This is a genomic window from Ruegeria marina (assembly GCF_900101475.1).
In the GTDB taxonomy this organism is placed as follows: Bacteria; Pseudomonadota; Alphaproteobacteria; order Rhodobacterales; family Rhodobacteraceae; genus Ruegeria_B; species Ruegeria_B marina.
Window position 1 is genome coordinate 104,677 of sequence record NZ_FMZV01000001.1, and the last position, 22,580, is coordinate 127,256.

Sequence of the window (22,580 nt, forward strand, 5' to 3'; positions counted from 1 at the left end):
ACCTCTCCGGTTATCGCCATGTCTTCTTGCGTTTCCAGCGGCGGTTCTCCCGCGCGCCTTCCTCCTGAACCCCCAGATAGAAGTTCTGGATGTCCTCGGATGCCATCAGCGCCTGCGCCGAGCCGTCCATCACGATCCGCCCGACCTCCATCACATAGCCATGATGGGCCAGGTTCAGCGCGGCGCTGGCGTTCTGTTCCACCAGCATCATGGTCATGTTCTGCTCTTCGTTCAACCGTTTGAGAATGGCAAAGATTTCCTGAACCAGAATGGGCGATAGGCCGAGGCTCGGTTCGTCCAGCAGCATGATCCTGGGGTTCGCCATCAGCCCCCGGCCGATCGCCAGCATCTGCTGCTGCCCGCCCGAGAGCGTGCCCGCCTCCTGATTGCGGCGCTCCTTCAGGATCGGGAAATAATTGAACACCAGTTCCCGGTCGCGCTCGACCTGCGCCTTGTCGGTGGCGGTATAGGCGCCCAGCGTCAGGTTTTCGTCCACGGTCAGCAGCGGGAATACCTCGCGCCCCTCGGGCACATGCACGATGCCCTTCTGCACCACCTTGTGCGGCTCCCAGCCCTGGATGTCCTCGCCGTCAAACGTGATGGTGCCCTTTTCCGGGTCCATCACGCCCGAGATCGTCTTCATCAGCGTGGTCTTGCCCGCGCCATTGGCCCCCAGGATCGACACGATCTGGCCCGGCCGCACCTCCAGCGAGACGCCCCGGATCGCCATGATCGGCCCATAAAAGCTTTCGATGTTGCGGACCTTGAGTATTGCTTCGCTCATGACGCCTTCCCCAGATAGGCTTCGATCACCGCCGGGTGCGACTGCACCTCCGAGGGCGTTCCCAGCGCCAGCTTGGCGCCGTCCGCCATCGCCAGCACCCGGTCGCTCACGCCCGAGACCAGCCCCATGTCATGTTCCACCATCAGCACGGTGATGCCCATCTGGCGGCGGATGTCGTCGATCCACCAGCGCATGTCGTTGGTTTCCTCGACCGACAGACCCGAGGCGGGCTCATCCAGCAAGAGCAGCTTTGGGTCGGTGGCCAGCGCGCGCGCCACCTCGACCACCTTGCGTACGCCATAGGGCAGGCCGGCGATCATCTTGTCGCGATAGGCCTGCAGGTCGAGAAAGTCGATCACCTGTTCGACCTTTTCGCGGTTCTCCAGCTCCTGCCGGCGTACCGACGGGGTAAAGAACAGTTCGGACACCACGTTGCTCCTGCGGTGGCGGTGCCGGCCGACCAGCAGGTTCTGCAACACCGTCGCATGTTCGAACAGTTCGATGTTCTGGAACGTGCGCGCGACGCCATAGGCCGCCACGCCCGAGGGCTTGACCGCCAGCAGATCGTGCCCGTCGAACCGGATGCTGCCTGCATAGGGGTCGTAGAACCGTGAAATCAGGTTGAACACCGTCGATTTCCCGGCCCCGTTCGGCCCCACGATGGCAAAGACCTCGCCCTTTTCGACCGAGAAGGACAGGTTGTCGACCGCAGTCAGCCCGCCGAACTTCAGGGTGACGTTCTCAATCTCCAGCAGGCTCATCTCAGGCGCTCCGTCTTCAGATAGGACTTCTGCCGCTTGAACATGTCCTTGCGGTAGAAGGGGAACAGCTCGAAGAAGGTCCGGATCTTGAGCCATCGCCCATAGATGCCCATCGGTTCGAGCAGGATGAAGGCGATCAGGATCATGCCGAAGATGCCGAATTCAAGGCCCGGAATGGCGACCGTGCTGCCGCCAAAGACCGCGCCCACATATTCCTTGGAGATCGACAGGAACTGCGGCAGAAAGCCGATCACGATGGCGCCGAAAAACGCCCCGTGGATCGAACCCAGGCCGCCGATCACGATCATCATCAACAGTTCGATCGAGATCACCACGCTGAAGGTCTCATTGTTGAAGGCGCCCGCGAACATGCCCATGAACGCACCGGCCCAGCCGGTGACCATGCACGACAGGCCGAACGAGATCGTCTTGGTCCGGGCGATATCGACCCCCATCGCCTGCGCCGAAACCTGGCTGTCGCGCACCGCGATGAAACTGCGCCCCAGCGGCGACCGCAGCAGGTTGATGTACCCCAGCGCCACGATCACCGTAACCGTCAGCACCATCCAGTAGAACAGCGTCGGCGTGCCCCAGCGGTCGATGGTCAGGCCAAAGATATCCACCCCGGCAATATACTTGCCCGAGACGCCGCCGCTCCAGGGTTCGGTCAGCACGATGATGTCATCGACCAGGATCGACATCGCTAGCGTGAAGATCGCCAGGTAGATGCCATGCAGCCTGAGCGCGGGGATCGCCACCAATGCCCCGATCGCACCGGTGATGAGCCCCGCCAGCGGAAAGGCCAGGATGAAAGGCACTCCGGCCTCCAGCAGGATCACGTTGGAGTAACAGCCAAAGGCGAGGAAGGCCGCATGCCCCAGGCTCGCCTGACCGGTGTGCCCCGTCAGCACCATCAGCCCCATGCCGGCGATGGCCCAGATCAGCACGTTGGTCAGTTCGCCCAGGTAGAAGACGTCCAGCACCCACGGCGCGGCGGCCACGATGGCCAGCAGGATCAGGTAGAGGCTCAGCTGATACCCGTCCTTCCAGGGGCGGATATCCTGCATGTAATCGGTCTTGAATACGATGCGCATGGGCTCAGACCTTCTTGACGCGGACCTGACTGAACAGGCCGTGGGGACGGAAGACCAGCACCGCCAGCAGCAGCGCATAGGGTGCGATCTGGCTGTAACCGGCGGCGATGTAGCGGCTGGCAAAGGGTTCGATGACGCCCACGATCAGCCCGCCGGCCAATGCGCCGGGCAAGCTGCCGAAACCGCCGATCACCGCCGCGGCAAAGGCCTTGATCCCCAGAAGCCCGGTAGCGGGATCGACCGAGCCCTTGGCCGCGAACAGGATGCCGGCGATGGCCGCGACAGCGCCCGCCAATGCCCAGATGAACCCCTGCACCCGCTTGACCGGGATGCCCATGTAATAGGCCGCCAGCTGGTTCTGCGATGCGCCCTGCATGGCCAGACCCAGCTTTGTGCGGCTGAAGAACACGAACAGGCCGCCGGTCAGCAGCAGGGTCACGACGATGACCGCGACGTCCTCCATGCCCAGCACCAGCCCGCCGAACGAGATCTCGCGCCCCGCCAGCGGGTTTTGCAGTGTTTGCGGTTCGTGCCCCCAGATCAGCCCGGCGACAAAGCGGATGACGAAGCCCAGCGCGATGGTCAGGATCACCACTGCCGTCTGGCTTTGGCCGAACATGCGCCGGATCAGCAACCGGTCGAGCAGATAGCCAAGAATGGCCATGATCCCCACCGAGATCGGCAGCGCCATCCAGAACGGCAGTCCCATGTATTCGGTATTGGTCAATCCGATGGTGACAAAGGCGCCCAGCATCATGAAATCGCCCTGCGCGAAGTTCACTGCCTCGGTCGCCTTGTAGATCAGAACAAAGCCGAGCGCGATCAGGCCGTAGACACAGCCATTCGCCAGCCCGCTGATCAGCAGCTGTACGTTGTCCAAGTTTTCCTCCCTGCACCGGTATCCCGGCGTCCCGTTCTTTTGGCCCGGCAGCGTGTCGGCTGCCGGGCCTCGCCTCACTATGGCGTGATCATCACCTTTCCGTCAGTCTTTTTCAGCGCCCCGGCCAAACCTGACACAACGTCACGCAGTCGAAGGTATCCTGATACATCGGTTTTCCAACGCCCATCGGCAAAGCGCGCTTGGACCTCGGCCACCACGCGGGCCTGATCGGCGGGCGGTGTGGTCATCATCCATTGGGTGAGCCAGAACCCCTCGATTCGCTTGCCCATGAAGATCAGCTGCCCCATCTGGGTCAGCACTGGTTGTTCGGCATCGAGCTTGCCATAGGATATCCAGCGCGCGCCGTTGGGCATGGCGGCAAAGACGCGTTCCGAGGTCTGGTCCGACACCGCATCCAGGAACACGCGCGGTTTCAGCGCCCGGCTGATCGTGGCGAATTTCTGCCCCATCCCGGGGTCCGAGGTCACCAGCACCTCGGCCGCGCCCAGCGCCTTCAGCGGCTCCACCGCCTCGGCCCGGCGCACCAGCGCGATGGGGTGTAGCCCCAGGTCGCGGCCCAGCGCGATCATCAGCTTGCCCAGCTGGCTGGTCGCCGCCGACACGACGAAGGCCGCGCCCTCGGACCGCGCGATGTCGACCATGGCCATGGCCGTCATCGGGTTGACGATCTGCGCCGCGCCATCCTCGTCGCTGATATCCGGGCGCAGCGGGATGCACATCTGCGCCTGCGTCAGCGCAAATTCGGCCCAGGCGCCCGAGTCCGAGGCGACAAAGGCCACGCGTTGGCCCACCAGCCCCTCGGCGCCTTTTCCGGCAGCAACAACGTCTCCGCAGCCTTCAAAGCCCGCCGGTGCGCCCTTGACCCGGGGCTGGCCGTATTCGCCCTTGATGAAATGCAGGTCCGACGGGTTGACCGAGGCCATGCGCAGACGGATCAGCACCTGGCCGGGACCCGGGGTCGGCACCGCCACCTCACCCGGCTCCAGCCACTCGGCGGCATCGTCAATCGCCGGCCCGGTGGCCTTGCCGGAATAGCCATCGCCCGTTTGCAGCACGGCAAACATCTTTTCGGGAATCTCGGTCATCTTTGTCCTCGTCAACGGGTCAGGAGGGCAGGGCGCGCAGGCCCTGCATCGCAAAGCGCACGATCTCTTCGGCGATCGCGTCGAATTTTTCCGGCGTGTCGCCGGGACGCGGGCGGAACCAGGCCACCGGCCCGTTCAGCGCGCTCATGAAGGTCTGCACGGTGATCGCCGGATCGGGACCGGCCCGCAGGCTGCCTTCGGCAAGCCCCTTGGCCAGCAATTCGCGGAACCGCGCCTCGTAGGCATCACGCCGGGCGATGTGCTGGGCCAGCGATTCCTTCTGGAACTCGGTCGTGGTGGTGTACCGGCGCATCAGCAACCCGTCCTTGAGCACCAGCATGAAGGAATGGTGTTGCAGCATTGCGCGTACATGGCCGCGCGCCATGGCCTCCAGTCGGTCAAGCACCGGCAGATCCGCAAAATACCCCGGGTCGGTGGCCTGGAACACGATATCCATGCCCCGGTCCCGCACCGCGTTGAACAGGTCCATCTTGGAGGGGAAATAGTGATAGACGCGCCCCTTGGTCGCCCCCAGGTGCCGCGCCACCGTGTCGATCGAGGTCGCATCGAAGCCGCGACTCTGGAAACACTCCGCGGCCGCCGTCAGCAGTTCCTCATACCTGTCGTTGCGGGCGTTGGTCGCGATATCGGTCACCGGCGGGGTCTCCTCTGAACGTGCAGCGGACATACTCATGGGTATGATCAAACATACCGCCGGGTATGTCTGTCAACCGAACGTATTCGTGACGTGGCGGCAGGAGAAGGAATGGAATCCGACTGGGTGTGAAAACCCCCGCCGAAGCGGGGGTCTGGACCGGCGACGGAATCGCCTGATCAGTTGCTGATCAGGGCCCGCAGCGCCTGCGCCTGGACAGCAAGGGTCTCGGGCGCGGCCTTGATGTCTTCCAGAATGCCCAAAATGCCGGTCCTGAGTGTGTCGTTCAGCGCGCTGTCCTCCAAGGCGGCGACCATCGTGTCATAGTCGAAACCCGATTGGGTCAGCATTCCTTCACTTTCCCAGCGGTCGATCAGATCACGGGCCGAGTCCAGTGCAGCCGACGTTTCCCCGATCGCTGCGCTAAACCCGTTGTCGACCGCTTGGAGTGCGTCATCCGCCGTGGCCGTCGCGACCTCGCCTGCGGCTTCGGCGGCTCGGGATTCTGCCTCTGTTGCGCGTTCAACCACGGAATCGATTGCCGCCGTGACGGTTTCGACCGCTGCATCGCGGGCTTCTCAAGCCTGTTCCAGGACCTGGCCGGTCGCCGTCCCAACCTCCTCACGCAGGGCTTCGGCAGACTGTTCAAGCTGTTGACCAAGCGTTGGCGAGGTACTGACTTCAGGTGTCACCTCGGCTGTGCCCGGTTTTTCGACGGCAGTCCGAGAGGGCTCGGTCCCGACGGTGAAGTAATAGGCGGCAGCACCTGCCGCAAGCAATCCGACAATGGCAAGAACGCGTGTCATCATGACCTCCAATGCATTTCTCTGGGATAGATGGAGAGGCGCGTTCTTGTCTGCCAGAGCGAAAACGCCGCTCGGTTCCAAGGTTGGCGAACCCCGGCGCTTTTTCGCCCGCCGATCGGGCGCAAAGCGGCAACCCCCCGCCATTACGTGCGCCATCGCAGAGCGATCAAGTACGCCAGAACAGACAAAAAAGCCCTTGAGCACGGCTCAAGGGCTTTTCATGGCTCCGGCGGTAGGGATCGAACCTACGACCAATTGATTAACAGTCAACTGCTCTACCGCTGAGCTACGCCGGAACGGTTCGCGCCGTATAGCAACAGCGATTCCGGGCGTCCAGAGGGTTGGGCGGAATTTCATGCAATAATTGCGCCCCCTTAACCGAGGCGTTCAAACGTCGCGTCAGCGGCCAATTCGCCAATCGGCCTGATCCGGTCTTTTCCATAAAGATCAACCAGATGTGCAAAGACATTCCGTTCCGCCGCAGGCAGCAGGGCGCGCGGGGTGTCGGTATATATGCGCTCGGCCAGCAGGCGCGCGGTTGCCGCGCCGTCCGCCAGGGCGTCGAGGATCGCGGCTTCGCGTCCCATGCGGTGTTCGATCAGCCAGTCAAGCCGGGCCGCGGGCGCGTCGACAGGGGCGCCATGTCCGGGGTGAAACCTTCGCCAGTCCCGGGCGCGCAGACGGGCACAGGCGGCCATGAAATCCGTCAGGTCCCCATCGGGAGGCGAGACCAGCGAACTGGCCCATCCCATCACGTGATCGGCGGTGAAACAGATGTCCTCCCAGGCCAGGGCGATATGGTTTCCCAGGTGGCCGGGCGTATGGATGACCTCCAGGGTCCAACCGTCGCCTGCTATGGTCTCGCCATCGGCGACGGTCCGGTCGGGGAGGAACCCGTGGTCTATCCCCTCGCCGCCGCCGGCCAGACCGCTGTTGGCCAGCGCTTGCATGACCGCACTGCGCCCCGCCTCGGGCCCGCCATAGGCCAGCACGGGCGCGCCGGTGCGTTCGGACAGGGGCCGGGCCAGCGGGGAATGATCCAGATGCGTGTGCGTGACCAGGATATGGCTGATGCTCTGCCCCGGACCGAGCGCGGCCAGTATCGCTTCCAGATGCGCGGCGCTGTCGGGGCCGGGATCGATCACCGCCAGTTCGCGGGTTCCCACCAGGTAGGTATTGGTGCCGCGATAGGTCATCGGCGAGGGATTGGGCGCCACGATCCGGCGCAGACCGGATGCCAGGTCGATGGCGGCGCCTACGGGCGGATCGAAATCGTCGGGTGGCTGCATCATATCCGTCTTTTGCTCTTTCGGGCTGCGGGTTACGCTTAGCCATGAAATTCCGTGGGCTCAAACATTATTCTCCGCGCAGCATCTATACCCGCGCCGCGATCATCATCGTGGTGCCGGTGATCGTCGTGCAGGTCGTGGTCTCATTCGTCTTCCTGCAACGCCATCTGGAAGACGTCACCAAGCAGATGACGCTGACCGTAGTGCGCGAGATCCAGATGATCGTACGACAGGCGCCGGAGGCATCGGACCAGGAGCAATTGCTGGCGGCGCTCGCGCCGTTCCTTTCGCCCTTGCAAATCGATGTGCGCTTTGTCACACGCGATCAGGTTCCCGCTGCCGATCTTTTGCCCTGGATCGACTACACGGGCCGCCAGGTGCAACGCACCATCCGGGGCCGGCTGCCGGAGGTTCTGGCGGTGGAACTGCCGGACACCCGCCAGGCGCGGCTGTTTCTCGATACCGATCTCGGTCCGGTGGAACTCAGCTTCGATCGCCGCCGCATGTCGCCAGCCGCGCCACACCAGTTGATCGTGACGATGGTGTTCTTCGGTTTCCTGATGACGGCCATCGCTTTTCTTTACATGCGCAACCAGTTGCGCCCGCTCAAGCGCCTGGCGGATGCGGCCCAGGCTTTCGGGCGCGGCCACACGGTGCCCTACAGCCCTTCGGGCGCGATCGAGATCAGGGCCGCCGGCAGCGCCTTTCTGGATATGCGCGCCCGGATCGAACGGCAAATCGAACAGCGCACATTGATGCTCTCTGGAGTCAGCCATGACCTGCGCACGCCGTTGACCCGATTGAAACTGGGCCTGTCCATGCTTGATGAAGTGGACGCAGAGCCGATGCTTCAGGATGTGAACGAGATGCAGCAGATGCTTGATGGCTTTCTCGATTTTTCACGGGGTGCTACGGAAACGGCGCCCGAACCGGTAAACCTTGCCGATTTACTGGGGCAGATCGTCGAGGACGCCCGCAGGGGCGGTGCCAGCGTCGAACTGATCGCTTGCGTGGGCTGCGAGGAAGGAACGAAGATCATGCTCCGCCCCATGGCGCTGCGCCGCGCGGTCGAGAACCTGATCGGCAATGCCCTGCGCTATGGCAACCGGGCCGAGGTCAGCCTGGCCATGACCTCGAAATTCCTGCGCATCCGGGTCGAGGATGACGGCCCCGGCATTCCCGCCGACAAACGGGCCGAGGCGATCAAGCCGTTCCAGCGTCTGGATCCGGCGCGCAACCAGAACAAGGGCGGCGGCGTGGGCCTGGGCCTTGCCATCGTGGCCGATGTCGCCCGCGCCCATGGCGGCGCGCTCCGGCTGGGCGACAGCCAACGCCTTGGCGGGCTATGTGCGGATATCGTGATCGGGCGGTGAGGCGTGGTAGGCCCGGCAGGATTCGAACCTGCAACCAAAGCGTTATGAGCGCTCTGCTCTAACCGTTGAGCTACAGGCCCGCCATGGGCCATGCCTAACACGATCTACACCCGCGTCAAGCCTGACCGTTGCAAGCGCGGGCACAATCGAATAACCCCCGCGCAAGCAATCGTGAGGATGGACCGATGACAGCGGGCAAGAACGGCATCACCTATGCCGAGGCAGGCGTGGACATTGATGCGGGTAACGCGCTGGTGGACCGGATCAAGCCGGCCGCGAAACGCACCAACCGCCCCGGCGTGGCCAGCGGGCTGGGGGGCTTCGGCGCGCTCTTCGACCTCAAGGCGGCCGGGTATCAGGACCCGATCCTGGTCGCCGCAACCGATGGGGTAGGCACCAAGCTGCGCATCGCCATCGACACCGGCCTGGTTGGCGGCGTCGGCATCGACCTCGTAGCCATGTGTGTCAACGACCTGGTCTGCCAGGGGGCGGAGCCACTGTTTTTCCTTGATTATTTCGCAACCGGCAAGCTGGAAACCGATCAGGCCGCCCGCATCATCGAAGGCATCGCCGAGGGCTGCGTGCAGTCTGGCTGCGCCCTGATCGGCGGCGAGACGGCGGAAATGCCGGGCATGTACCCGGCGGGCGATTTCGACCTCGCGGGATTTGCCGTCGGCGCGATGGAACGTGGCTCCGCTCTGCCCGAAGGCGTGACCGAGGGCGACGTGCTGTTGGGGCTGGCCTCGAACGGGGTGCATTCCAATGGCTATTCGCTGGTGCGCAAGCTGGTCGAGATTTCGGGCAACACATGGGAATCGGATTGCCCCTTTGGCCCCGGCAAGCTGGGCGAGGCGCTGCTGACGCCGACCCGGCTCTATGTCACCCAGGTGCTGGCCGCGATCCGGGCCGGTGGCGTGCATGCGCTTGCGCATATCACCGGCGGCGGGCTGACCGAGAACCTGCCGCGCGTGCTGCCCGAGGGGATGGGGGCGACGATCGACCTCGATACATGGGATCTCCCGCCCGTGTTCCGCTGGATGGCCGAAACCGGTGGTATCGCCGAGGGTGAGATGCTCAAGACCTTCAACTGCGGCATCGGCATGATCGTGGTCTGCGCCGCAGATCGGGCCGAGGCGCTGGCCGGGTTGCTGACCGAGCAGGGCGAGACCGTCGCGCGCATTGGCACCGTCACCACCACGTCGGGCATCGCCTATACGGGCAAGCTGCTGTGAATCCAAAGCGCGTCGCCATCCTGATTTCGGGCGGCGGGTCCAACATGGTCACGCTGGTCGACAGCATGACCGGCGACCATCCCGCGCGACCCTGTCTGGTGCTCTCGAACGAGGCAAGCGCCGGCGGTCTGGCCAAGGCCGCCGCGCGGAGTGTGCCCACGGCCGTGGTCGATCACCGGCCCTTCGGCAAGGACCGCGCCGCCTTCGAGGCGGAACTGATCAAACCCATTCTGGAAGCCGGGGCCGATATCGTGTGCCTCGCCGGCTTCATGCGGGTACTGACTGCCGGTTTTGTCGACCGGTTCCAGGGCCGGATGCTGAATATTCACCCCTCGCTCCTGCCGAAATACAAGGGGCTGCACACACACGCGCGCGCACTGGCGGCAGGGGATACCGAACATGGCTGTACCGTACACGAGGTGACGTCCGAGCTTGACGACGGCCCGATCCTGGGTCAGGCCCGGGTCGCCATCGAACCGGGCGACACGCCCGAGACCCTGGCTGCCCGCGTGCTGATTTGGGAACACAAGCTTTATCCTGCGGTGCTGCGGCGATTCGCGGCCGGAGACCGTCGCCCGGTCTGGTTGCCCTGATGTAAACCCGATATCGCCGAATGGGGGTTTGCAGTTCTGCAGGTATGATCCTAATCTCATCGAACCCAGGCCGATCGCAGGGCAGGGACCGGATGCATAGAAAAGCAAGAGCAAGACATTAGCCGAATGAAAACCCTGACCACGACGCAAGAGCTGGCCGATTTCTGCGCCACCGCCGCAACCCACGCTTATGTGACTGTCGATACCGAGTTTCTGCGCGAGCGTACGTATTACTCCAAGCTCTGTCTTGTCCAGCTGGCCTATCCCGGTGAAGGCGAGGAGAGCGCGGTGCTGGTCGATCCGCTTGCCGAGGATCTGTCGCTGGAGCCGCTCTACGAGCTTTTTCGCAATGAAGCTGTGGTCAAGGTGTTTCACGCCGCGCGGCAGGACCTGGAAATCTTCTGGGTGGATGCAGGGGTCTTTCCTCAGCCGCTGTTCGACACGCAGGTCGCCGCGATGGTGTGCGGTTTTGGCGAACAGGTCGGATACGAAACGCTGGTACGCAAGATCTGCCGGCAGGGCGTGGACAAGACCTCGCGTTTTACCGACTGGTCGAGGCGGCCGCTGACCGACGCACAAAAGAGTTATGCGCTGGCTGATGTCACCCATCTGCGCCGGATCTACGAACATCTTTCCGCCGAGCTCGAGAAATCCGGCCGCAAGCACTGGGTCGCGGAGGAACTGCAAACCCTGACCGACCCGGCCGTTTATGACATCCGGCCCGAAGAGGCGTGGCGGCGTATCAAGACCCGCACCACCTCGGGCAAGTTCCTTGCCGTGGTGCGTGAACTGGCGCAGTTCAGGGAAAGTTTTGCCCAGACCAACAATGTCCCGCGCAGCCGGGTGTTCAAGGACGACGCGCTGATCGAACTGGCGTCGACCAAACCGCGCACCCCGGCCGATCTGAGCGGCTCTCGCCTTCTGCTGCGCGAGGCCCGCAAGGGCGCCATCGCCGACGGTATCCTCGAAGCGGTCAAGCGCGGCGTCGAATGCCCGCCCGAGCGGATGCCCAAGGTCGAGAACGAGCGCGAAAATCTCCAGGTCAACCCGGCCCTCGCCGACCTTCTGCGAGTGCTTCTGAAAGCCAAGACAGAGAACGAGGGCGTGGCCGCCAAGCTGATCGCCTCAAGCGCCGATCTCGACATGATCGCGGCGGGTGAGCGCGGCGTTCCCGCGCTGTCCGGCTGGCGTTACGAGGTCTTTGGCGAGGATGCGATCAGGCTGTGCGACGGCAAGGTGGCGCTGGCCGCCAAGGGCCAGTCCATCCGGCTGGTTCAGCTTTAGGGATTGCCGCGCAATAGCGGGAAACGATCTTGCGCGTCCCGGACATGCGACATCAAGCAGGCCGAGCATGCCTGGTGAATGCGTCGCGCTCTAGCGGCGTCGGGACTCCAGCGCGCCCTGCTGGCCCTCGACCCGGATCAGCTTGATGCCGGCAAGATCCTTGCGTGACAGGTTGGCCGCCGCGCGAACGGTACGCGTGTTCTCCGGACCCTGCGGCGTTGCCTCCCTGGGATAGTTCACGCGGAACGTGTAGGCGATTATCCCGGCTTCGGTGTTCTCGTCGCTGATCACCCGGCGCAGCTCGGCATCATAGGCGCCCTGTCGATTGGCAACTCCCACCGCGTAGACAATGGCGCCGGTGGTGGTGGGTTCGACCTTCAACTCGGTCACGCGGGTGATCGGGACGGTGGCATCCACTGCATCGGGACGGTCGAACAGGCCCTTGCCGGAATTGCGCGGGATCAGCGGATTGACCTCGCCTTCGGTCGCGGTCGCCACCGGTGCGGGGTTCGAGGGGCCGAACCAGTTCGACGGGTTCACCCGCGACTCCCGCCAGCCACCGCAGGCACTCAGCATCATCCCGGCAAAGACAAGAACGGTCAGTGGTTTCTGCATGATGTGCGCGCGCCCCGTTTCGCATTTTCTCCGTTGTCTATCGGTTAGCGCATCCCGGCCTGCTTGAAAAGCCATGCCGGGGGTGGACAGGCCGGGTCGGGCACCTTACCTCACAAGTGACCCGGTCAACAGAGCAGGAGCAAATGATGGCAAGCGCCGCCTTCGAAGAGATTGTCGAGGATTTCGAATTCCTTGACGACTGGGAGGACCGCTATCGCCACGTGATCGAGCTGGGCAAGGCGATGGAGCCCCTGGACGACGCCTTCAAGGTACCGGCCAACAAGGTGCATGGCTGCGCCAGCCAGGTCTGGCTGCAACCCGCGATCGAGAACGGCGTATTCCGGTTCGACGGCGACAGCGACGCGATGATCGTGCGCGGGCTGATCGCGGTTCTCAGGGCGCTCTACAACGGGGTTGCCGTGACCGAGGTCGGAGGCATCGACGCCCGCGCCGAACTGGGCCGTCTTGGTCTACACGATCATTTGTCGGCGCAGCGATCGAACGGGGTGAGGGCAATGATTGAACGTATCCGCGATGTCTCGGTCGAGCGAACCTGAGACGATCAGGGCAGGGCGGCAATGCCCTATCGCCATCGCAAACAAGTAATGAGGCAGCCAGTGAGACGGATCAACCTTGCCCTGCAAGGCGGCGGTGCGCATGGCGCGTTCACCTGGGGCGTGCTGGACCGGCTTCTGGACGAGCCGGATGTCGAGGTGGCGGCGATCACCGGCACCTCGGCCGGCGCACTGAACGGCGCGGCCTTCAAGGCGGGCATGGTGTCCGGAGGACGCGAAGGAGCGCGCAGCCTGCTGGACAGCTTGTGGCGGCGCATGGGCGCACAGGCGGATATGCGCCTTTCAGCCTGGATGAGGGCGCTGGATGCCTCGCATCTGACGCGGTTTCTTGAACATATGCCGATCTTCGCCGCCGCGGACATGGCGACGCGACTGGTTTCCCCCTATGCTTATGGCCCGTTCTACACGAACCCCTTGCGACCGGTTGTCGAGGCTTTCGATTTCGACTGCGTCAACGCCTGTTCGGGGCCTGCGCTGTTCATCTGTGCCACCTGTGTTCGTACCGGCAAGATTCGCGTGTTCGACGGCCCGGAGATCACCACGGATGCGATCCTGGCCTCGGCCTGTCTGCCGACACTGTTCCAGGCCGTTCGGATAAGGGACCCGAAATCGGGCCGGCTGGAGGCATATTGGGATGGCGGCTATACCGGCAATCCTGCGCTGTTTCCGTTGTTCAACCGTGATCTCCCGGACGACGTGGTGATCGTGAACATCAATCCGCTGGAGCGTGAAGACCTTCCGGTTACCCCGCGTCAGATTCAGAACAGGATCAACGAGATCAGTTTCAATTCCTCCCTGTTGCGCGAGTTGCGGGCGATCAGCTTCGTTCAGCGCCTGTTGGAAGACGGGACTTTGGAGCGGGGGCGGATGAGCCGGGTGCTGGTTCACATGATCGCCGATGACGCCCTGATGAACAGCCTTTCGGTGGCGACCAAACTGGTGCCGGTGCCGCACGTGCTGACAACACTGAAAGAGGCGGGCCGTGATGCCGCCGACCGGTTCCTGTCAGCCCACAAGGCCGATCTGGGAGAACGTTCCACGGTCGATCTGGCGCGGATGTTCGGCTAAATCTGTTCGGGTTTACTCTTTTCTGGCGGGCGGCTGGGGTCCTTGTCGTTCGGATAGACGAGGCCGGCAGAGATCACCAGTTTTGCGGCATCCTCGACCGTCATGTCGAGAATGGTGACATCCTCTTCGGGAAAATACAGAAGGAAACCGGAGGTGGGGTTCGGTGTGGTGGGCACGAACACGCTCATCAATCGGCCCGAGGTTTCTGCCTTGTCCGCGATCTCGCCCTTGGCGGTGGTAGAGACAAAGCCGATGGCCCAGATGCCCCGGCGGGGATACTGGATCAGGCAGGCCTGTTCGAAACTGCGTTCGGTCTGGGCAAAGACCGTTTCCGAAATCTGCTTGATACCGCTGTAGACCGAGCGCACCACCGGCATCCGGTCGACCAGACGTTCAGCGTAATGGATCAGCGAGCGGCCGATGATGCCCTTGGCAATCCAGCCCACCAGAACGGTGAACAGGAAAAAGAAGATGACGCCGACACCGCGCAGGTTGATGCCGATATACTGTTCCGGGCGGAACTGATGCGGCACGAGCGGCAGCACGAAACTGTCGACCCAGCCGACCAGCGACCAGAACAGCCAGATCGTCAGGCCGACGGGTGCGATGACCACGATGCCAGTAAGGAATGACGCGCGGAGCCCGGAAAAACGGCTGCGTATCGGGTGGTTGGGTTCTTCGTCGAAAGGTGTGTTCATGATTGTCCCGGCGGGTATTGCTGGAAAAGGTAGTCATTCCGTCACCCGCCCGCAATGGGGTGTCACCCGGTCTCCGTCCTAGCTTCCCAAGGCGCTCATTTCCCGGGCGATTGCGGCCGCGAGACGTGCATTGTTGCGCACCAGCGCGATGTTTGCGGTCAGGGACCGGCCCGCGGTCGCCTCGAAAATGGCCTGTAACAGAAACGGCGTTACCGCCTTGCCCGCGATACCCCTGGCATCGGCCTGTGCCTGCGCGCGTTCGATGATCGGGGCCAGTTCCCCGGCGGCGATCTGATCGGCCTCGGGAATCGGGTTGGCGACAAGCTGGCCGCCGGGCAATCCCAGTGCGCGCCGCATTGCATGGGCACGGGCGACCGTGGCCGCGTCATCCATCCTCAGCGGCGCCGGCAAGTCGGAGGTCGCCGACCAGAAGGCCGGAAAACTGTCCTGGCCGAAGGCAATGACCGGTACGCCCAGGGTTTCGAGCACTTCAAGTGTCTTGGGCAGGTCGAGAATGGCCTTGGCCCCGGCGGCCACGACCGTGACGGGGGTCTGTGCCAGTTCGTGCAGGTCCGCGGAGATGTCGAAACTGGTCTCGGCGCCCTTGTGAACGCCGCCAATGCCGCCAGTGGCAAATACTTCGATCCCGGCATAGCGCGCCGCGATCATGGTGGCCGCAACCGTGGTGGCGCCGGTGCCGCCCGACGCCATGCAGGCGGCCAGATCGGCGCGCGACAGCTTGGCCACGCCGCTGGCCCGTCCCAGCGCGTCCAGTTGTTCCGTATCCAGGCCGACGTGAAGACGGCCGTCCATGACCGCGATCGTCGCGGGCACGGCCCCTGCATCGCGGATATCCTGCTCGACCAGGCGCGCGGTCTCGACATTCTGCGGATAGGGCATGCCATGGGTGATAATGGTGCTTTCCAGCGCCACGACAGGTTTGCCGGCGACACGTGCGGCATGAACTTCGGCGGACAGGTGCAGGTCGATCACAGAGGGGTTTCTCCTGAAACATAGGTGGCGGCGGCCTGCAGCGCGCGGGCCAGCGCGGTTTCGCGATCAGCACCTTTCGCCTCGGCCGCGATATGGGCTGCCATGAACGTATCGCCCGCGCCGGTCACCCGTGTGACCAGAACGGCAGGCGGGGTCTGTGTGATCAGCCCGGCGTGGTCGCCCTCGGTCGCCGAGCGTCCGCCATCGGTGACAAGAACCCGCTGCGCGCCGCGTTCCAGAAGGCGCCGCGCCGCGCTCGCGGAATCGGTGAATTCGGTCTGGCAAAGAAGGCCGGCCTCCTCGAGGTTCACGTAGAGTGTCGCGCGGCCCTGGCGGACAAAGGGCAACAGACGTTCGGCCTTGCCGGGCGAGGCGGGCGCGACCCTGAGATCTGCCTGAGAAAAGGCGAGCGATTGGGCGATCTCGTCCAGAAGGGCGAGCGTCAGGTTGCCGTCCAGCGCGACAGGACCGTGATAAGGCGACTGTTCGCTGCCAAGCGTGCCGTTGAACAGGGCGCGCAGGATCTTGGCGCCTGCCGCCTCAAGCGAATGGGCGTCGGCGATGGCGGCGATCAACCCGTTCGCGCCCTCGACCGCCATGTAGCGGTCGGTCGGCAGGTCCTCGGAGCGATAGACATGTTCCGTGCGCATCCCCATCTGGGCGCAGGCGCGGACCAACTCGTCGCCCTCGGCATCGCGGCCAATGGCGGACAGCAGCACAGGGGTCATGCCGAAGCGCGCCAGTGTCATGGCGATGTTCATAGCCACCCCGCCGGGCAGGCGGGTGATCCGGCCCGGGACGTCCGACCCCTGCCGCATGTGGCTGGCCGAACGCCCGATCACGTCCCAAAGGACCGAGCCGATACAAAGGATTTCCGAGGATTGGGTCATCCTGTCCTCATGCCGCAGGCCGCTGACCGGTGCAAGCGGGCTCTTTCAAGGGTGTCAGGCAAGAACCAGACCAAGCTCGGCGTCCGAGGCGGTGCCGTCGTACTTGCTGCGGGGTGGCCATGGTCGGTTCCGCCAATCCGGTTCGAACACGAAACTCGAAACCGTCCGCCCCTCGACCAGCGCGCCATTCCCGGCACCAAGCGCATAGTCGTAGTACAGTTTGACGATCTCTTCCTGGGTGACTTGTGCGGTGGCCGGGTGCGCCATGCAGGCGCTGCGCCAGTTGCTCACCCTTTCATAATCCGGGCCGTTCGGAAGCGTGAAATCCTCGTAGTAGTCGAGAAACCAGAATCGCTTGAAGATCGGCGTGTAAACCGTTTCAGCCAGACCAAAATCATCGAACAACCATGTGCCGTCCGGGTTGTGCTCCAGAAGAAAGTCGTTCAGGCCGCGATAAAGACCAAGAAGCCGATCATGATGCGCGTTTCGCTGCGACGGGTCCTGGTTCATCACGAACAGGTATCCCGCGGTGACAAAGGGGCCCTCCTTGGCGACCAGCATGGATTCGATGGCATGTTCCAATGGGTCGCGCCGCCGCAAGGCTCCGCCGGGCAAGACCTCGTCAAGATAGCGAAGAATGACAAGGCTTTCCTTCAGGATCGCACCGTCCGGCGTTTCAAGCACAGGCAGAGCCGTTGTTCCGCGGGTCTTGGCCAGCAGCGCAGGATCACGAGGGCGGGTGATGTCCACGACGCGGAACTCGACCGAGTCAACCTGATCCCGAAGCGCCAGAAGTATTTCAATTCTCTGGGAAAAAGGACAGACAGGGATGTGATGGATAATGTATTTTCCTGGCATCGGTTCCGTTCCGGTCAATTTAGGCATTGGGATGAGTGAAGAAGAGGGTTTTCAAAGAAGAATGGTCCGAACCCGGGCGCGACTCAAGGCCCGGGAACGGATCAGTCGGCAGGAACTGCAAATGTGAGAGCAGCCCAAAGGCTGTGCCAAACCGGCCGACCGCCTTCGGGAGCGGGGCGCAACACCACCGCGTCGAACATATAGGCATGTCCGGGCTGAACCGGAACGATGGCCTCACCAGCCGCATCGGTGCGCGCCAGGAAAACCGATACCGTCTTGTCCGGGGCCCGGTCGAACACCTCGACCTGCGCACCCGCCCGTGGCCGCCCCTGATAGAGCAGTCGCACCGGCATCCCGTCGGACAGGTCGTCGGTATAGGGATTTGCCAGCGCCACGAATTCGGTCTCCATCCCGGTTTCGCGATCTTCTCCCTCTGCGCCACCCACGCCGATCAGAACCTTTGCATGGCGGGTATAGCTTTCAAAGAAATCCTGTCGCGGCAGACCGCGTTCGTCATGCCGGGCCTCGATATCGGGAAAATCCTTGTGCGCGGCAAAGGCGGCAAAGTCCTCCCATGCCTTGTACTTGAGGGTTGTTGCACGGGTTTCGTGAACCAGGATGAGCAAGCCCGCACCGGGTTCCGCCACCTGTATCGCCGGAACGTCGCCCATGCGCCCCTGATAGGGCAGAACATTGCCATCGCGGATCACTTCCGACCGCGTGGCGCGGTCGGGAAAAAACACCTGCGGCGCTCCCTCGAAGTTTTCTCCCACCAGCAGGTCCGCAACCACCCCTGCGCCGCTTTTCACTTGATATTCATGGGGTTCGATCCAAAACTCATGGGCAACGCCGGGGCAGGCGGCGGCAACGAGACCAATCAGCAGGGCGAGAACACGCAACATGAGGCGGACCTTTGAAAGACTGATCACCAAACTGCTGCATCTCGTGTTGCTGTCAAGCCTTTGGACCTTCTCCGCGACAGCGCATGAAGTCACGCCGACAGTTGCGGATTTCCGGGTTGACGGGGACCAGCTGTATTTTGAACTGCGCATGAACGTCGAAGCGTTTGTTGCCGAAATCGACCTGGACGGACTTGCGGACACCGACGAGTCCGATGCGTCCGACAGTTACGACAGGCTGCGCGCAATGGATGCGTCGAAACTTGAACCCCTGGTTCGAGAGTTCGCTCCGCGCTGGCTGGATTCTGTCTCGATCGAAGCCGGGGCGCGGTTGCAGATGCATTTCGAAGGCGCGCGCATACCTGTGGTCGGAAACCCAGAGCTTCCGCGGACATCGATCATACTGTTTACGGCAGAGATCCCCCAAGGCGCAGGCAGTCTGAAAATTGGGTGGCCGGCCGGAGCAGGTGGTCTGGTTTTGCGGCAGCAGGGTGTCGAGGAGCCCTATACGGGATATCTTCAGGGTGGGGAATCCAGCCCGGCGATCCCGCTGCGGGGCGGCGCTGCGCTGGGTCCGATGGCAACCTTTCAGTCCTACATCCCGGTCGGGTTCGATCACATCTTGCCCAAGGGATTGGATCACATCCTGTTCGTGCTGGGGCTGTATTTCCTGTCGTCGCGGCTGCGTCCCCTGATCTGGCAGATCAGCGCCTTTACCCTGGCGCACACGGTCACGCTGGCTCTCGGGGCATCCGGCATGGTGAAGGTCGATCCGGGTATTGTCGAACCGCTCATCGCGGCCTCGATCACATTTGTCGCCCTGGAAAACGTCTTCGTGCGACGGTTGCACCCCTGGCGGCCGGTCGTCGTTTTTGGGTTCGGCCTGTTGCACGGTCTGGGCTTCGCCAGCGTTCTGGGCGAATTCGGCCTGCCCGGCGGGCAGTTCCTGTCCGCGCTCCTGGGCTTCAATATTGGCGTGGAACTCGGACAACTGACCGTGGTTGCGCTTGCGTTCCTGACGGTTGGCCTCTGGTTCCGGAACAAGCCCTGGTATCGCGGCCGCATCGCCATTCCGGCGTCGATCGTCATCGCCCTGGTGGGCGCCTACTGGTTCGTCGAGCGCGTCCTCTGATCCGGTGCCACGATCAGCCATTTCGACTGAGACAATATCTTGACCACCTTCGCCGTGACGCCTAAAAGCACTCGACAGTGCGGGTGTGGCGGAATGGTAGACGCGAGGGTCTCAAACACCCTTACCGCAAGGTGTGTCGGTTCGAGTCCGACCACCCGCACCACTTTCAAGACAGTGAATGCCATGCCCGCGCCGGGATGAATTGTCTTTTGATCACAAGGGCTTCCCCGCATTTGTCAAAGCGTTTCCAAAAATGTCCATCGTTGGGCGGCTGATTGCACTTTCAACCCGCGCCGATGACAGTTTTGATGCGAAACGGTGGCGAGGCGTAACGCTTTGAACCGCGTGATGTCATTTCAGGGACTACCGCAAAAAAGAACCCCGCGCTGGATGCACGGGGGTCACTTTGCCGACAGGGATTTGGGACGATCAGCCGCCCCAGGTGCGGACGTCGCCGCAATCCATGTGCACGAAATTGGACCGGTGGTATTTGCCGACGCCGCCTGCGCGGCAGGAACTGGCCGCATTGGCGATCTGGTTGACCGACCGGGAAGCCAGCCGCAGATCCGCGGCCTGTCCCTGCATATGCAGAGAGTTGCGCGCCACCCCCCGAGATTTGCTGCGCAGCATCGCGTTGGTCTGCGGGCTGCGATAGCCCGAGAGCAGCATGTAGGGTTCGCTCACGTCGAGAAGGTTGTGAGATGCTGCCATGATGTCAATCGTGCGCAGATCCATGGTCTTGACCTGATCGACACGCCAGTCGCGCATGAAGAAGTTGATCTCCTTGACCGCGTCCTTGATGTAATCGCCGTCGATCCAGTAGACCATATCGATCCGTTCGCCGGTACGACCGGAGTACATGCGGATGCGGCGTATGTCGCCGCCGCCCCGCAGGAAGCCTGCGGCCATGGAATATGTGGGTGCAGCTGTTACGGCTGTCGCCGCGAATGCCCGAAGAAGCGCGCGCCTCGAAAGGCCCGAAGAACTGGTGTTCGCCATGTGACTTTCTGTCCCGTACGTATCCTGCCTGCACACGATGTTACGCGTACATTGTTAATCTCCATCCCCCCGGATGGCCGAATTTATGGCACAAGGGGATTCGATCGCCAAGAATTCTTTCGGAATCTTGAGGTTTGAGGCTGATTTTCGGCAGATTTTCGCCCAAACAGGTGATGTGGATTCATCTATCCACGCAAAAATCCGTTCACCTGAAGGGCGTTCGGCGATGCATCCGCGCATCAGATGGGACGAGATTTGGCGAGATAAATAGAATGTGAATGGACTTTTCCATTTGGTTCTTGGGAACATTTCAGGGCTTCGCCAGTTTTGAAAAACGCTTTGGTTTCAGGAAACACCGCATGTCTTTGAGCTTTCGACTTCGCTTTCGCCCCTTGATGACGGCCGCCGTGCTTGCCGGTGCGCTTGCCGTCGTTCCGGTCTCCGCAGCGATGGCGCAGGTCACCGCCTACAAGCAGGCGGTCGCGGAGGCCAGCTTCGGGGACGAAACCGTCGGCGCATTCTACCGGCAGAATGGCTATCAGCCGGTCTGGACCGGTGAGGGCGAGGCGTTCCTTGCGCGTCGGGCCGCATTGATCGAAGCCTTGTCAATGGCGGATATCCATGGCCTTCCGGCATCTCGCTACGATGTCGAAGGTCTGATGGCCAGGATGGCGGCCGCGCACACCGTGCGGGACATGGGGCTGCTTGAGGTGGCCATGAGCCGCGTGTTTGCGCGGTTCGCCAGCGATATACAGACCGGTTTCCTGGTGCCTTCGGCCATTGACGAGGGCATGGTGCGCGAGGTCGCGCGCCGGGGCGCGGGCGAATACCTGGCCGAGTTCCAGGCCGCCGATCCGGGCCGTTACCTGCGAGAACTTGCGCCGCATACAACCCAGTACCGCGCCCTGCTGAAGCTCAAGCTGGGCCTCGAGCGGGAATTGGCCGCAGGGGGCTGGGGGCCGACGGTTCCGGGCGGGAAACTGGCACCGGGAGATTCGGGTGACCGCGTCGTGCAACTGCGCAACCGCCTGATTGCGATGGGATACATGGATCGCAGCGCGGCCGCGACCTATGACGCCGCGCTTCAGAAGGCGGTACAGTCGTTCCAGTTGGCCCACGGGCTCGAACCGGACGGGATAGCCGGAGACGCCACGCTGGAAGAGATCAACAGGTCGGTCGCCGATCGCCTGAAATCGGTCATTGTCGCGCTGGAGCGCGAACGCTGGCTGCCCCGCGATCGGGGCGAGCGCCATATCTTGGTCAACCAGACCGATTTCTCCGCCAAGATCGTCGATCACGGGCGTGTAACATTCGAGACCCGTTCGGTCATCGGGATGAACACCTCGGACCGGCGCAGCCCGGAGTTTTCCGACGAGATGGAGCATATGGTGATCAACCCGAGCTGGTATGTGCCGCGCTCGATCATCACCAAGGAATACCTGCCGAAATTGCGCAACAACCCCAACGCACACGGGTATCTTGAAATCACCGACAGCCGGGGCCGTCGGGTGGACCGCAACGCCGTCGATTTCAACCAGTTCTCGACCCGCAGCTTTCCCTTTGCCATGCGCCAGCCGCCGGGCAGGAACAATGCACTGGGGCTGGTCAAGTTCATGTTCCCCAACAAGTACAACATCTACCTGCACGACACGCCACAGAAACATCTGTTCGCGCGCGAGGTTCGGGCGTTCTCGCATGGCTGCATCCGCCTGGCCCAGCCGTTCGAGTTCGCCTATGCGCTGCTGGCGGCTCAGGAGGCCGACCCCAAGAGTTTCTTCCACGGGGTGCTGAACACCGGCAGGGAAACCAAGGTGGACCTGACGCAGCACGTACCGGTACATATCATCTATCGCACGGCCTATGTGGACGACCGGGGCAATCCCGGGTTTCGGCGCGATGTTTATGGACGTGACGCAAAGATTTGGGATGCGCTCAGCCGGGCGGGGGTGGTCCTGACTGCCGTTCAAGGATAAGTCTGCGGGGCGCACCAACAGCG

Annotated in this window: 24 protein-coding genes and 3 tRNA genes; 9 read left to right on the forward strand and 18 right to left on the reverse strand. The window is 63.0% G+C overall.

The window, feature by feature from the left end; all coding sequences use genetic code 11:
- Window positions 1-10: 10 nt before the first annotated feature.
- The 10 genes from BLT75_RS00490 to BLT75_RS00535 form a co-directional block, all read right to left on the reverse strand.
- Window positions 11-784 (reverse strand): ABC transporter ATP-binding protein, encoded by a 774-nt coding sequence (locus tag BLT75_RS00490; RefSeq protein ID WP_093026757.1) that lies wholly within the window; start codon window positions 782-784, stop codon window positions 11-13.
- Window positions 781-1,545, reverse strand: coding sequence for an ABC transporter ATP-binding protein (locus BLT75_RS00495; protein ID WP_093026758.1), 765 nt, complete (start codon window positions 1,543-1,545; stop codon window positions 781-783). Before BLT75_RS00495 ends, BLT75_RS00490 begins: the two co-directional genes overlap by 4 nt.
- Window positions 1,542-2,639: a branched-chain amino acid ABC transporter permease gene (locus BLT75_RS00500; protein WP_093026759.1), complete on the reverse strand. Its 1,098-nt coding sequence runs from the start codon at window positions 2,637-2,639 to the stop codon at window positions 1,542-1,544. Before BLT75_RS00500 ends, BLT75_RS00495 begins: the two co-directional genes overlap by 4 nt.
- Before the next feature lie 4 nt (window positions 2,640-2,643).
- Entirely contained in the window at window positions 2,644-3,519 is an 876-nt protein-coding gene (locus BLT75_RS00505; protein WP_093027278.1) for a branched-chain amino acid ABC transporter permease, read from the reverse strand.
- A 77-nt stretch (window positions 3,520-3,596) separates the two neighbouring features.
- A complete protein-coding gene (locus BLT75_RS00510) occupies window positions 3,597-4,625 on the reverse strand; it encodes a zinc-binding dehydrogenase (protein WP_093026760.1) in 1,029 nt (342 codons plus the stop codon).
- Between the two features lie 19 nt (window positions 4,626-4,644).
- Window positions 4,645-5,280 (reverse strand): TetR/AcrR family transcriptional regulator, encoded by a 636-nt coding sequence (locus tag BLT75_RS00515; protein WP_176827792.1) that lies wholly within the window; start codon window positions 5,278-5,280, stop codon window positions 4,645-4,647.
- 179 nt (window positions 5,281-5,459) lie between these two features.
- Window positions 5,460-5,630: a hypothetical protein gene (locus BLT75_RS24275; RefSeq protein WP_176827794.1), complete on the reverse strand. Its 171-nt coding sequence runs from the start codon at window positions 5,628-5,630 to the stop codon at window positions 5,460-5,462.
- Between the two features lie 228 nt (window positions 5,631-5,858).
- Window positions 5,859-6,086 carry a hypothetical protein gene (locus BLT75_RS00525; RefSeq protein WP_143028490.1) on the reverse strand — a complete coding sequence of 76 codons (228 nt, stop codon included), beginning with the start codon at window positions 6,084-6,086 and terminating at the stop codon, window positions 5,859-5,861.
- A gap of 221 nt (window positions 6,087-6,307) precedes the next feature.
- Window positions 6,308-6,382 (reverse strand) — tRNA-Asn (locus BLT75_RS00530).
- A 78-nt stretch (window positions 6,383-6,460) separates the two neighbouring features.
- Window positions 6,461-7,375, reverse strand: coding sequence for an MBL fold metallo-hydrolase (locus BLT75_RS00535; RefSeq protein ID WP_093027280.1), 915 nt, complete (start codon window positions 7,373-7,375; stop codon window positions 6,461-6,463).
- 44 nt (window positions 7,376-7,419) lie between these two features.
- Between BLT75_RS00535 and BLT75_RS00540 the strand changes: the two genes are divergently transcribed.
- The gene (locus BLT75_RS00540) at window positions 7,420-8,748 is read left to right on the forward strand and encodes an ATP-binding protein (RefSeq protein WP_093026764.1); all 1,329 of its coding nucleotides are present in this window, start codon (window positions 7,420-7,422) and stop codon (window positions 8,746-8,748) included.
- A gap of 4 nt (window positions 8,749-8,752) precedes the next feature.
- On the opposite strand, the gene BLT75_RS00545 is transcribed toward BLT75_RS00540, so the two are convergent.
- A tRNA-Ile gene (locus tag BLT75_RS00545) sits at window positions 8,753-8,828 on the reverse strand.
- Window positions 8,829-8,933: 105 nt separating this feature from the next.
- On the opposite strand from BLT75_RS00545, the gene purM reads away from it, so the two are divergent.
- The 3 genes from purM (at window position 8,934) to rnd (ending at window position 11,857) form a co-directional block, all read left to right on the forward strand.
- A complete protein-coding gene (purM, locus tag BLT75_RS00550) occupies window positions 8,934-9,980 on the forward strand; it encodes a phosphoribosylformylglycinamidine cyclo-ligase (RefSeq protein WP_093026765.1) in 1,047 nt (348 codons plus the stop codon).
- On the forward strand, window positions 9,977-10,573 hold the full coding sequence (gene purN, locus BLT75_RS00555; RefSeq protein ID WP_093026766.1) for a phosphoribosylglycinamide formyltransferase: 597 nt from the start codon (window positions 9,977-9,979) through the stop codon (window positions 10,571-10,573). Before purM ends, purN begins: the two co-directional genes overlap by 4 nt.
- 126 nt (window positions 10,574-10,699) lie before the next feature.
- Complete coding sequence (rnd, locus tag BLT75_RS00560) at window positions 10,700-11,857, forward strand: ribonuclease D (RefSeq protein ID WP_093026767.1); 1,158 nt, start codon at window positions 10,700-10,702, stop codon at window positions 11,855-11,857.
- A gap of 90 nt (window positions 11,858-11,947) precedes the next feature.
- On the opposite strand, the gene BLT75_RS00565 is transcribed toward rnd, so the two are convergent.
- Entirely contained in the window at window positions 11,948-12,472 is a 525-nt protein-coding gene (locus BLT75_RS00565) for a hypothetical protein (protein ID WP_093026768.1), read from the reverse strand.
- Window positions 12,473-12,618: 146 nt separating this feature from the next.
- Between BLT75_RS00565 and BLT75_RS00570 the strand changes: the two genes are divergently transcribed.
- Entirely contained in the window at window positions 12,619-13,029 is a 411-nt protein-coding gene (locus BLT75_RS00570) for a SufE family protein (protein ID WP_093027282.1), read from the forward strand.
- Between the two features lie 48 nt (window positions 13,030-13,077).
- Window positions 13,078-14,115 (forward strand): patatin-like phospholipase family protein, encoded by a 1,038-nt coding sequence (locus BLT75_RS00575; protein WP_093026769.1) that lies wholly within the window; start codon window positions 13,078-13,080, stop codon window positions 14,113-14,115.
- Here the strand turns inward: BLT75_RS00575 and BLT75_RS00580 are convergent.
- The 5 genes from BLT75_RS00580 to BLT75_RS00600 all read right to left on the reverse strand — a co-directional run bounded on the left by BLT75_RS00580 (window position 14,112) and on the right by BLT75_RS00600 (window position 18,456).
- Window positions 14,112-14,813, reverse strand: a complete 702-nt coding sequence (locus BLT75_RS00580) for a DUF502 domain-containing protein (protein WP_093026770.1) — start codon at window positions 14,811-14,813, stop codon at window positions 14,112-14,114. The genes BLT75_RS00575 and BLT75_RS00580 overlap by 4 nt on opposite strands.
- A gap of 78 nt (window positions 14,814-14,891) precedes the next feature.
- A complete protein-coding gene (locus BLT75_RS00585; RefSeq protein ID WP_093026771.1) occupies window positions 14,892-15,806 on the reverse strand; it encodes a pseudouridine-5'-phosphate glycosidase in 915 nt (304 codons plus the stop codon).
- Entirely contained in the window at window positions 15,803-16,696 is an 894-nt protein-coding gene (locus BLT75_RS00590; protein ID WP_093026772.1) for a PfkB family carbohydrate kinase, read from the reverse strand. The genes BLT75_RS00585 and BLT75_RS00590 overlap by 4 nt, the downstream gene beginning before the upstream one ends.
- A gap of 54 nt (window positions 16,697-16,750) precedes the next feature.
- Window positions 16,751-17,554 carry a glutathione S-transferase family protein gene (locus tag BLT75_RS00595; protein WP_093026773.1) on the reverse strand — a complete coding sequence of 268 codons (804 nt, stop codon included), beginning with the start codon at window positions 17,552-17,554 and terminating at the stop codon, window positions 16,751-16,753.
- A 101-nt stretch (window positions 17,555-17,655) separates the two neighbouring features.
- A complete protein-coding gene (locus BLT75_RS00600) occupies window positions 17,656-18,456 on the reverse strand; it encodes a DUF4198 domain-containing protein (protein WP_093026774.1) in 801 nt (266 codons plus the stop codon).
- On the opposite strand from BLT75_RS00600, the gene BLT75_RS00605 reads away from it, so the two are divergent.
- A complete protein-coding gene (locus tag BLT75_RS00605) occupies window positions 18,455-19,585 on the forward strand; it encodes a HupE/UreJ family protein (RefSeq protein WP_093026775.1) in 1,131 nt (376 codons plus the stop codon). The genes BLT75_RS00600 and BLT75_RS00605 overlap by 2 nt on opposite strands.
- A gap of 79 nt (window positions 19,586-19,664) precedes the next feature.
- Window positions 19,665-19,748, forward strand: a tRNA-Leu gene (locus BLT75_RS00610).
- 266 nt (window positions 19,749-20,014) lie between these two features.
- Here BLT75_RS00610 and mepK read toward each other — a convergent pair.
- Window positions 20,015-20,584, reverse strand: coding sequence for a peptidoglycan L,D-endopeptidase MepK (gene mepK, locus BLT75_RS00615; protein WP_093026776.1), 570 nt, complete (start codon window positions 20,582-20,584; stop codon window positions 20,015-20,017).
- 359 nt (window positions 20,585-20,943) lie between these two features.
- On the opposite strand from mepK, the gene BLT75_RS00620 reads away from it, so the two are divergent.
- Window positions 20,944-22,557, forward strand: coding sequence for a L,D-transpeptidase family protein (locus BLT75_RS00620; RefSeq protein WP_093027284.1), 1,614 nt, complete (start codon window positions 20,944-20,946; stop codon window positions 22,555-22,557).
- Window positions 22,558-22,580 lie beyond the last annotated feature (23 nt).

Excerpts from the sequence above, each read along its gene's own strand:
- BLT75_RS00495 (WP_093026758.1), bottom strand. The coding sequence starts at position 1,545 with ATGAGCCTGCTGGAGATTGAGAACGTCACCCTGAAGTTCGGCGGGCTG.
- BLT75_RS00575 (WP_093026769.1), top strand. The coding sequence starts at position 13,078 with ATGAGGCAGCCAGTGAGACGGATCAACCTTGCCCTGCAAGGCGGCGGT.
- BLT75_RS00535 (WP_093027280.1), bottom strand. The coding sequence starts at position 7,375 with ATGCAGCCACCCGACGATTTCGATCCGCCCGTAGGCGCCGCCATCGAC.
- BLT75_RS00570 (WP_093027282.1), top strand. The coding sequence starts at position 12,619 with ATGGCAAGCGCCGCCTTCGAAGAGATTGTCGAGGATTTCGAATTCCTT.
- BLT75_RS00500 (WP_093026759.1), bottom strand. The coding sequence starts at position 2,639 with ATGCGCATCGTATTCAAGACCGATTACATGCAGGATATCCGCCCCTGG.
- BLT75_RS00565 (WP_093026768.1), bottom strand. The coding sequence starts at position 12,472 with ATGCAGAAACCACTGACCGTTCTTGTCTTTGCCGGGATGATGCTGAGT.
- rnd (WP_093026767.1), top strand. The coding sequence starts at position 10,700 with ATGAAAACCCTGACCACGACGCAAGAGCTGGCCGATTTCTGCGCCACC.
- BLT75_RS00595 (WP_093026773.1), bottom strand. The coding sequence starts at position 17,554 with ATGCCAGGAAAATACATTATCCATCACATCCCTGTCTGTCCTTTTTCC.
- purM (WP_093026765.1), top strand. The coding sequence starts at position 8,934 with ATGACAGCGGGCAAGAACGGCATCACCTATGCCGAGGCAGGCGTGGAC.
- BLT75_RS00580 (WP_093026770.1), bottom strand. The coding sequence starts at position 14,813 with ATGAACACACCTTTCGACGAAGAACCCAACCACCCGATACGCAGCCGT.
- BLT75_RS00600 (WP_093026774.1), bottom strand. The coding sequence starts at position 18,456 with ATGTTGCGTGTTCTCGCCCTGCTGATTGGTCTCGTTGCCGCCGCCTGC.
- BLT75_RS00590 (WP_093026772.1), bottom strand. The coding sequence starts at position 16,696 with ATGACCCAATCCTCGGAAATCCTTTGTATCGGCTCGGTCCTTTGGGAC.
- BLT75_RS00490 (WP_093026757.1), bottom strand. The coding sequence starts at position 784 with ATGAGCGAAGCAATACTCAAGGTCCGCAACATCGAAAGCTTTTATGGG.
- BLT75_RS00525 (WP_143028490.1), bottom strand. The coding sequence starts at position 6,086 with ATGACACGCGTTCTTGCCATTGTCGGATTGCTTGCGGCAGGTGCTGCC.
- BLT75_RS24275 (WP_176827794.1), bottom strand. The coding sequence starts at position 5,630 with ATGCTGACCCAATCGGGTTTCGACTATGACACGATGGTCGCCGCCTTG.
- BLT75_RS00605 (WP_093026775.1), top strand. The coding sequence starts at position 18,455 with ATGAGGCGGACCTTTGAAAGACTGATCACCAAACTGCTGCATCTCGTG.
- BLT75_RS00620 (WP_093027284.1), top strand. The coding sequence starts at position 20,944 with ATGTCTTTGAGCTTTCGACTTCGCTTTCGCCCCTTGATGACGGCCGCC.
- BLT75_RS00510 (WP_093026760.1), bottom strand. The coding sequence starts at position 4,625 with ATGACCGAGATTCCCGAAAAGATGTTTGCCGTGCTGCAAACGGGCGAT.
- BLT75_RS00540 (WP_093026764.1), top strand. The coding sequence starts at position 7,420 with ATGAAATTCCGTGGGCTCAAACATTATTCTCCGCGCAGCATCTATACC.
- mepK (WP_093026776.1), bottom strand. The coding sequence starts at position 20,584 with ATGGCGAACACCAGTTCTTCGGGCCTTTCGAGGCGCGCGCTTCTTCGG.